Genomic DNA, 8,242 nt, shown 5'->3' on the forward strand with positions numbered 1-8,242 from the left:
TGATTATTCAATAGAATTAATTACTAAAAACATACATTGACATATAATATAGAGTATTATATAATTATATAAACAATATAAAAGGATGGTGTATTATGGAGAATATAACTTCTATCTTCAGAGAAAAGAAATTAAAACTTACTCCTCAAAGATTAGCAGTTTACAAATATTTAATGAGTACAAATGAACATCCTTCTGCAGAAATTATATATAAAGCACTTCAACCTGAATACCCTACTATGAGTTTAGCTACAGTTTATAAAGCATTAAAGACTTTAGTAGAAGTTGGCTTAGTTCAAGAAATTAATGTTGGAGAAGGTAATTTTAGATATGATGCTAATTCACATGAACATGCTCATATCCAATGTATAAACTGTAGTAAGGTATCTGATTTACAAAATATATCATTTACAACTCTTAATCGTACTGCTGAGGAGTGCTCAGAATATAAGGTTCTATCAAATAGAATATTTTTTTATGGACTATGTAAAGATTGTCAATAAACAAAAAGCTAGGAATTTCATTTAATTTCTAGCTTTTTATTTATGTTGAATTAATCACTAATGAATTTCATATAATAAATTGAGGTGATTATATGTCAAAATTCATTATTATAAAGAAAAACTCTATATTATCTTATATAGTATCATTACTTATACTTTTTGTATTTATTTCATCAATTTACTTTTTCTTTACAAAAGATCAATATATTGAGGCTTTTACTCCTGTAAATTCTAAAAATAATATATCTTTTGATTTTGATGGTGATGGTGAAAAAGACGAGATAGAAGTATCTAAGGAAAATAATAGCTACATAATAAATATAAAAAGTAAGGATGAAACTTATTCATTAACTAGTAAAGATAACTTAGCATTGCTTGGAGATTCAGTTACTAAATGGCCAATAAAAATAGATGTTTTGGATATATCAAGAAATAATATTCCTGAAATTATTGTTAGATTATCTAAAGATAAAACTCCTATAAATTATATATTCTCATGGAATGGTGATAAGTTTATAAATACCTTCACATCTAATGATAATATAGTTGGAATATTAGACTCTAATAATAACAAGACTCCTAAATTATTATCTTTATCTTCTAGTAAAGGTGATGGTTCTACTAAAGGATATATTTTTTTTGAAGATAAGATAAAAGATATAACATTTTCAAAACCAAAAGTTCAAGGTCTTTCTGTTATTCAAAGCTTTATAGATATTATTGAGGCTCCATATGAATTATCAGAAGCTCCAAATATTTTCACTTCAGACATTGATAGTAATGAACTAGCAATTTTATGGGGCCTAGATAAAGATAATACTAGATATTCATTTCAAAATGGATATTTTACAGATTTTGAATGGGATAAAGATGGAAATATTTTGGGAATGAATTGGACTTTATCTTTTGAGAATACCAAAAGTGTACATGATTCTACTCCATCAAAGGAATTATTACTTTATTTAACTGTTAAATATGATGGGTATACTTCTCTCAAAATATCTTCGATAAAGAAAATATAAGTTTAAAATCAAAAGGCCGCTAATAGCGGCCTAAAAGGGGGATGGGGGGGTTTAGCTTAAACGAAGATTTCTCTACGTTTGCTATAGGAGAATACTTCTCCGGTACATTATTATTCTTTGCTTATGGTTCTTCTTTTATACATAAAAAAATATATTTATTAAACTTTACATAAGAGTATTATTTGAAATCACCCTTATTATATGCTTCTATAATTCTTTCTATAAACGCAGCCTTCTTCGGGTCAACTATACTTTTAATAGCGATTAGCATTTGTATGTTTTCATCATCATATAGTACTTCATTATTTATGCTATCTATATCATCATCAGATATGTTTAAATTATTTTCATTAGTTAAATTTGAATACTGAGGAGAGTTATTGTTAAAGTTAAAGTTCCCTAAACCTAAATTATTCATCATTCCCTGCAAAGCTCCTAAATCAAATATATTTCTATTACCGGGATTTACATTATTTTCTTGATGATTATTATTAAAATTCCCCAAATTAAAATTATTCAAATCTAAACCATCCATCTTCATAGATGAAAGCATACTTCCAATTTGACTCATATCCATATTACCACCTAACATACTCATAAGTTGAGCTGGATTTATACCAAAAGGAGCATTATTTGTTCTATTGTTAGAGTTTTCATTGACTACTCTCTCTCCTTTATGCCTACGCTTTTTCCTTGACATTTAGGTTCCTCCTATTATATTTCCTTTGATTTATTATATGTAAAAAAAGCTAATGTGTTTATAATTTAAGACATTTTTTTGGAGGGCATAGCCCTCCATCCTCTATACTAACAACAGCCTTCTCCACCAAATAGGTTTCCGAAAGAGCCTCCACATAGTAAGAATAATAAAATTATTAGATATGAGCAATTGTTATTTAAAACACCTGAACCACATGCTATTAATAAGAATATTATTGGTGTAATACAACTATTTATTCCATTAAATGCATTTCCAGCTCCACAGCATGGTACTGGTTCACAGCAACAGCAATCATCATAGTAGTCTTTTTTGTGAGAATGTTTCTTTGACATGATTATCTCTCCTTTCTAATTTAAACTAGCAGCATCCGCCAAATAGATTTCCGTTTCCGATATTACCGGAACCAGAGCAGCCATTGCATAGGAATAGAATTACTAATAGGAATAGATAAGATGAACAGTTTCCAGTTCCATATCCGCCATATCCGTAATCGTCGCAGCAGCAATCATGTTTTCTTTCTTTTCTACAGCAACATCTATTATTTCTAGCGCCAAATCCTCCACTATAAAATAGTATTAAAAGAATCCAGATCCAGCTTCCAAATCCACAATTGTTTCCACAGTTATTGTTGAAACCTTGTATGCCTTGTGGTGGACATTGAGGTGCAATTCCATCGTTAGCACCGTATGAATTTAGACCATTTAGAATTTCATTCATTTCCATAACTTACTCCTCCTTGGGATTTTTAGTTTTTTGTTTTTATAGTATATACTATTCTCTCGAATAATAATTGCCACTGTTTTTTATTGTAATATTTTAAATTTTTAACAAATAAAAAAGAACTTAAAGCTTTAATACTTTAAGTTCTTCCTTAATTATTCTTCTTTTTCTTCAATTATAGAGCCAAAAAGATTATCTATTAACTCATCTTTCCCTTTTTTATTCACTGATGAGAAGAAATATAATTTATCTTCATTTGATAAATTCAATGTTTCTCTTATTACTTTTTCACTTTTTCTTAATTCATTATTAGACAGTTTATCACTTTTAGTTGCTATAACTACTTCATCATACCCATAAAATTTAATCCATTCATGCATTTGTATATCATCTGCTGTTGGTTTATGTCTAGAGTCAACTAAAAGTACTACTCTCTTTAACTGTTCTCTATTATTTAAGTAAGTTTCTATAGTATTACCCCAACTTGCTTTTTCAGTCTTTGAGACTTTGGCATATCCATATCCAGGCAAATCAACTAAATAAAATTTATCTCCATTTATGATAAAAAAATTAATTAACCTTGTTTTTCCAGGTGTCTGACTAACTTTAGCAAGTTTTTTTCTATTAGTTATAGCATTAATTATAGAGCTTTTACCAACATTAGAGCGTCCTACAAACGCAACCTCTGGCAATCCAGTTATCGGATATTGTTCTCTTTTAACTGCAGATATAACAAAATCTGAATTTATAATTTTAATCAATATTTTCAACTCCAATTATAGCTTTATTTAATACTTCATTGACATGATTAACTGCAATGATATTAAGCTTACTCTTCACTGTAGATGGAATCTTAATAATATCCTTCTCATTTTCCTTTGGAATTATTATAGTATCAATACCAGCTCTAAATGCTGCTATTGACTTTTCCTTTAATCCACCTATTGCAAGAACTGTACCTGTTAATGTTACCTCTCCAGTCATAGCAACATTACTTCTTACTTTTTTCTTTGTTAATGCTGATATAATAGATGTAATTATAGTTACACCAGCTGAAGGTCCATCTTTCTTTATAGCTCCTTCTGGAAAATGTATATGAATATCTGTATTTTTATAGAATTCTTCTTCAATTCCATATTTACTTGCATTAGCTCTTACAAATCCAAAGGCAATCTTAGCTGATTCTTGCATAACATCTCCTAATTGACCTGTAAGAATTAGCTTTCCAGTTCCCTTCATAATTACAGATTCAACCGGCAGTGTATCTCCACCAGCAGCTGTCCATGCCATTCCTTTTACTACACCTATTCTATCTTCTTTTTCTTTTACATCAAAAGTATAAATTTTATTTCCTAAATACTTTTCTATTCTATTAGCAGATATTGATATAGATTTTTTATTATCTCTCATCATTTCTGTAAGTACTTTTCTTATTAACTTTCCTAAGACTCTCTCTAAGCTTCTTACTCCAGCTTCTCTAGTATAAGAGTTAATAATTTCTTTTATAGAACTTTCTGATATTTTGAATTGTTCATTGGTTAACTTATGTTCCTTTAATAATTTAGGTATAAGATGATCTTTTGCTATATTATATTTTTCTTCATAAGTATATCCAGATACTTCTATGATTTCCATCCTATCTAAAAGTGGTGTTGGTATTGTATCTAGTGAATTAGCAGTTGTTATAAATAATATTTTAGATAAATCCATATCTAATTCTAAATAATGATCTCTAAATGTATTGTTTTGTTCACTATCTAAAACTTCTAGAAGTGCATCAGAAACATTACCTCTATGATCTGATCCTAATTTATCTATTTCATCTAATAAAACAAGAGGATTGTTTACTTTAGCTTCCTTTAAAACATATGCTAATCTTCCAGGTATAGCTCCAACATAGGTTTTCCTATGACCTCTTATTTCTGCCTCATCTCTTACTCCACCTAAGGACATTCTTGCATATTTTCTATTTGTTGCATTAGCTATTGATTTAGCTATTGAAGTTTTACCAACCCCTGGTGGACCAACTAAACATAATATAGGTCCCTTTAAAGTATTAGTATATTGTTTAACAGCTAAATATTCTATTATTCTTTCCTTTACTTCTTCTAAGCCATAATGCTCATCATTAAGTATTTTCTCTGCATTTTTGATATCAAAATTATCCTTTGTTGATTTACTCCAAGGTATATCAAGTATCCAGTCTAAATAATTTCTTATCACATTACTTTCAGAACCTTGCCCTGATACAGATTTTAATCTAGATAATTCACTTTCTGCTTTTTCCTTAACATGCTTTGGTAATTTAGATTTTTTTATTCTTTCTTCATACTTAGAAATTTCTTTTTTATCTTCATCATATTCTCCAATTTCCTCTTGAAGAACCTTTATTTGTTCTCTTATATAGTATTCTCTTTGAGATTTATCAACACTTTCTCTAATCTTTTTGCCTATTTTCTTTTCTACATTTATTATATCTATTTCATTTTCTATTATAATAAGTAGTTTTTCTATTCTTTTTATACAGTCTACTTCTTGTAATATTTCTTGTTTCTTATCCTCATCTACAATTACATAAGATGCAACTACATCTATTAATTCACTGTAGTTTACTATAGTATCGAATATAGACATGATGTTGCTTTTCATATTTCCTGAAGCCTTAATATATCTACTAAAACTTTTTCTTAATGAATTAATATAAGCTTCAATATCTTCATATTCTTCATTTGAAGGTTCTTCTATTTTTTCTACAGAAACTTTGAAATAATCTTCACTATTATCTAAGCTAGTTATTCTTCCTCTGTCTAATCCTTCGACTAATACTCTAATTATATTATTTGGTAATTTTATTATTTGTTTAACTTTACATATAGTTCCTATATCGTAAATATCATTAATTTCTGGTTCCTCTATTTCATAATCCTTTTGAGTTGCTAGGAATATATTTGTTTGATTTTCCATTGCCGCTTCAATAGCTGCTTTAGACTTTTCTCTTCCTACATCAAAATGTATTATCATATTAGGGAAAATGCTAATTCCCCTTAGAGGAATCAAAGGTAGAGTCATTAATATATCACTCATTATTCCCATCCTCCTTATATCATTATGTAACTTTTATAGTATACACATAAAATTATAATTTTTCAATCTATTTTAATTTATCAATCATTATATCATAACTTTATAACAAATAGCTAATATTTATTATCATATGCTCATTATTATCATGTATATATTATTATAATACATAATTTAAATTTATCAATGGACAATACTGTTAATAGATTTTTAACAATAAGCTTACCTAAAAAACATAATAAGTTATATAAAAAATTACATTTTATTGCTACTTCAAATAGTAAGTGAAAAAGAATCTGCCTTTTATAGCAGATTCCTTTTTATTCTTCTCCTTTTGCTGATAATACATCCATATTATTACTAACTACTATATCATCTACAACTACATCTTCTAATATAGCATTTTCTATTACTTCATTTAAAGTTTTAACAGGAATAACTTTTATTCCTTCTATATTTTTAAAGCTCTCTTTCCAGTTATCTGTAGGTATAATAACCTTTGTCGCTCCTGCTTTTTGAGCTGCATTTATTTTGGCACTAACTCCTCCAATCGGATTTACTTCCCCTAACAGACTTATTTCTCCTGTCATCGCAACTTTACTATTTACCTTAACTTTATTTATAGCGCTATATATAGCTGTCGCTATTGTTACTCCTGCTGATGGGCCATCAACCGGCATTCCTCCTGGAATATTTATATGTATATCATAATTTTCACATTCTAAGTTAAAAATATTATTTAACACTGTAAATACATTTTGTATTGATGAGTATGCAGTACTTTTCCTTTTTACTTTCCTATTATTACTACTTATTTCTTCTTCTTCAACTATCCCTGTAACTTTTAAATTGCCTATTCTATGGGTTACTTTTTTTGCAGTTACCTCTATTTCCATTAATATACCTATATTGGCTCCATGTACTGCCAATCCATTAACTACTCCAACTTGAGATTTATTTCTAATTTTTTTATCTGGAATTTGTGTATAGTTACCATTTTCTATAACCCATTGTATATCGTCTATATTTATATCATTTCTATCTTCATTTATTGCTACTCCTGATGAAAGTTGTATTAAATTTACAACATCTCTACCATTTGTACAATATTTAGAAATCAAATTTAAGCATTCTTCATCAATTTCCAATCCTATTTTATTTGCTGCATTTTTTGCTATAACTCTTATTTCTTCCTGTTCAAGAGATCTAAAGAAAATTTCTACACATCTTGATCGTATAGCTGGAACTATCTCTTCTGGACTTCTTGTTGTTGCTCCTATTAGTCTAAAATCTGCTGGAAGGCCATTATCAAATATTTCTTTAATATAATCTGGCATATTTGGATTCTCACTGCTGTAATAAGAACTGTCTAAAAATACTTTTCTATCTTCTAATACCTTAAGAAGTTTATTTAATTCTATTGGATGAAGTTCTCCTATTTCATCCATAAATAAAATTCCTCCATGGGCTTTTGTTACAGCTCCTGGTTTCGGTTGTGGTATTCCTGCTACTCCTAGAGATCCTGCTCCTTGATAAATAGGGTCATGTACTGATCCTATTAATGGATCAGCTATACCTCTTTCATCAAATCTTATTGTTGTTGCATCTATTTCTATAAACTTTGCATCCTTTTTAAATGGAGACTTTTCCATTTTTTTAGCTTCTTCCAAAACTAATCTAGCCGCTGCTGTTTTTCCAATACCTGGTGGACCATATATTATAACATGTTGAGGATTTGGGCCGCACAGTGCTGCTTTTAATGCCTTTATCCCATCTTCTTGACCAATTATTTCTTGAAATTTAGTAGGTCTACTCTTTTCTGTTAATGGTTGTGTTAATTGAATGCTTCGCATCCTATTTAATTTATCCATTTCTTTTATATTTTCTTTTTCTATAACAACCTTATTGCTACTATGACCTTTATTATTATTGACCATATAATATATAAACAGTAACATAGTTGTTATTTGCAATATTACTAAGATTTCAGTCATAAAATTTGCATTAACTTTTTAAAAGTAATGCACCCTCCCTTCTTTTAGTTATATACATATTATTAACTTAATCATAAGTTAATATTCTATAAAAAAGGGATAATTACCATGATTTTTCTTATACATATTGTTTTTCCAATTTAATATAAAAAAGGTCATATGTAAATTTTCTTATTCCGTCGGTCCACTCCAAGTCAACGT

At 28.5% G+C, this 8,242-nt stretch carries 8 protein-coding genes; 2 read left to right on the forward strand and 6 right to left on the reverse strand.

Going from position 1 to position 8,242, the window contains the following annotated elements:
• The first annotated feature begins 95 nt into the window (after window positions 1-95).
• Together perR and A500_RS03515 are read left to right on the forward strand one after the other, a co-directional pair.
• Window positions 96-503, forward strand: coding sequence for a transcriptional regulator PerR (gene perR, locus A500_RS03510; protein ID WP_016206210.1), 408 nt, complete (start codon window positions 96-98; stop codon window positions 501-503).
• 92 nt (window positions 504-595) lie between these two features.
• Entirely contained in the window at window positions 596-1,525 is a 930-nt protein-coding gene (locus A500_RS03515; protein WP_016206211.1) for a hypothetical protein, read from the forward strand.
• 178 nt (window positions 1,526-1,703) lie between these two features.
• On the opposite strand, the gene A500_RS03520 is transcribed toward A500_RS03515, so the two are convergent.
• The 6 genes from A500_RS03520 to lonB form a co-directional block, all read right to left on the reverse strand.
• The gene (locus tag A500_RS03520) at window positions 1,704-2,225 is read right to left on the reverse strand and encodes a hypothetical protein (RefSeq protein WP_016206212.1); all 522 of its coding nucleotides are present in this window, start codon (window positions 2,223-2,225) and stop codon (window positions 1,704-1,706) included.
• A 107-nt stretch (window positions 2,226-2,332) separates the two neighbouring features.
• Window positions 2,333-2,578 carry a hypothetical protein gene (locus tag A500_RS03525; protein ID WP_016206213.1) on the reverse strand — a complete coding sequence of 82 codons (246 nt, stop codon included), beginning with the start codon at window positions 2,576-2,578 and terminating at the stop codon, window positions 2,333-2,335.
• Between the two features lie 25 nt (window positions 2,579-2,603).
• Complete coding sequence (locus A500_RS03530) at window positions 2,604-2,969, reverse strand: hypothetical protein (RefSeq protein WP_016206214.1); 366 nt, start codon at window positions 2,967-2,969, stop codon at window positions 2,604-2,606.
• Between the two features lie 152 nt (window positions 2,970-3,121).
• Entirely contained in the window at window positions 3,122-3,724 is a 603-nt protein-coding gene (gene yihA / locus A500_RS03535) for a ribosome biogenesis GTP-binding protein YihA/YsxC (RefSeq protein ID WP_040436484.1), read from the reverse strand.
• Complete coding sequence (lon, locus tag A500_RS03540; RefSeq protein WP_016206216.1) at window positions 3,720-6,050, reverse strand: endopeptidase La; 2,331 nt, start codon at window positions 6,048-6,050, stop codon at window positions 3,720-3,722. Before lon ends, yihA begins: the two co-directional genes overlap by 5 nt.
• Before the next feature lie 317 nt (window positions 6,051-6,367).
• Window positions 6,368-8,041, reverse strand: a complete 1,674-nt coding sequence (lonB, locus tag A500_RS03545; RefSeq protein WP_016206217.1) for an ATP-dependent protease LonB — start codon at window positions 8,039-8,041, stop codon at window positions 6,368-6,370.
• Between the last annotated feature and the right edge of the window lie 201 nt (window positions 8,042-8,242).

Origin of the sequence: Clostridium sartagoforme AAU1, assembly GCF_000401215.1 — a bacterium.
Lineage (GTDB): Bacteria > Bacillota > Clostridia > Clostridiales > Clostridiaceae > Clostridium > Clostridium sartagoforme.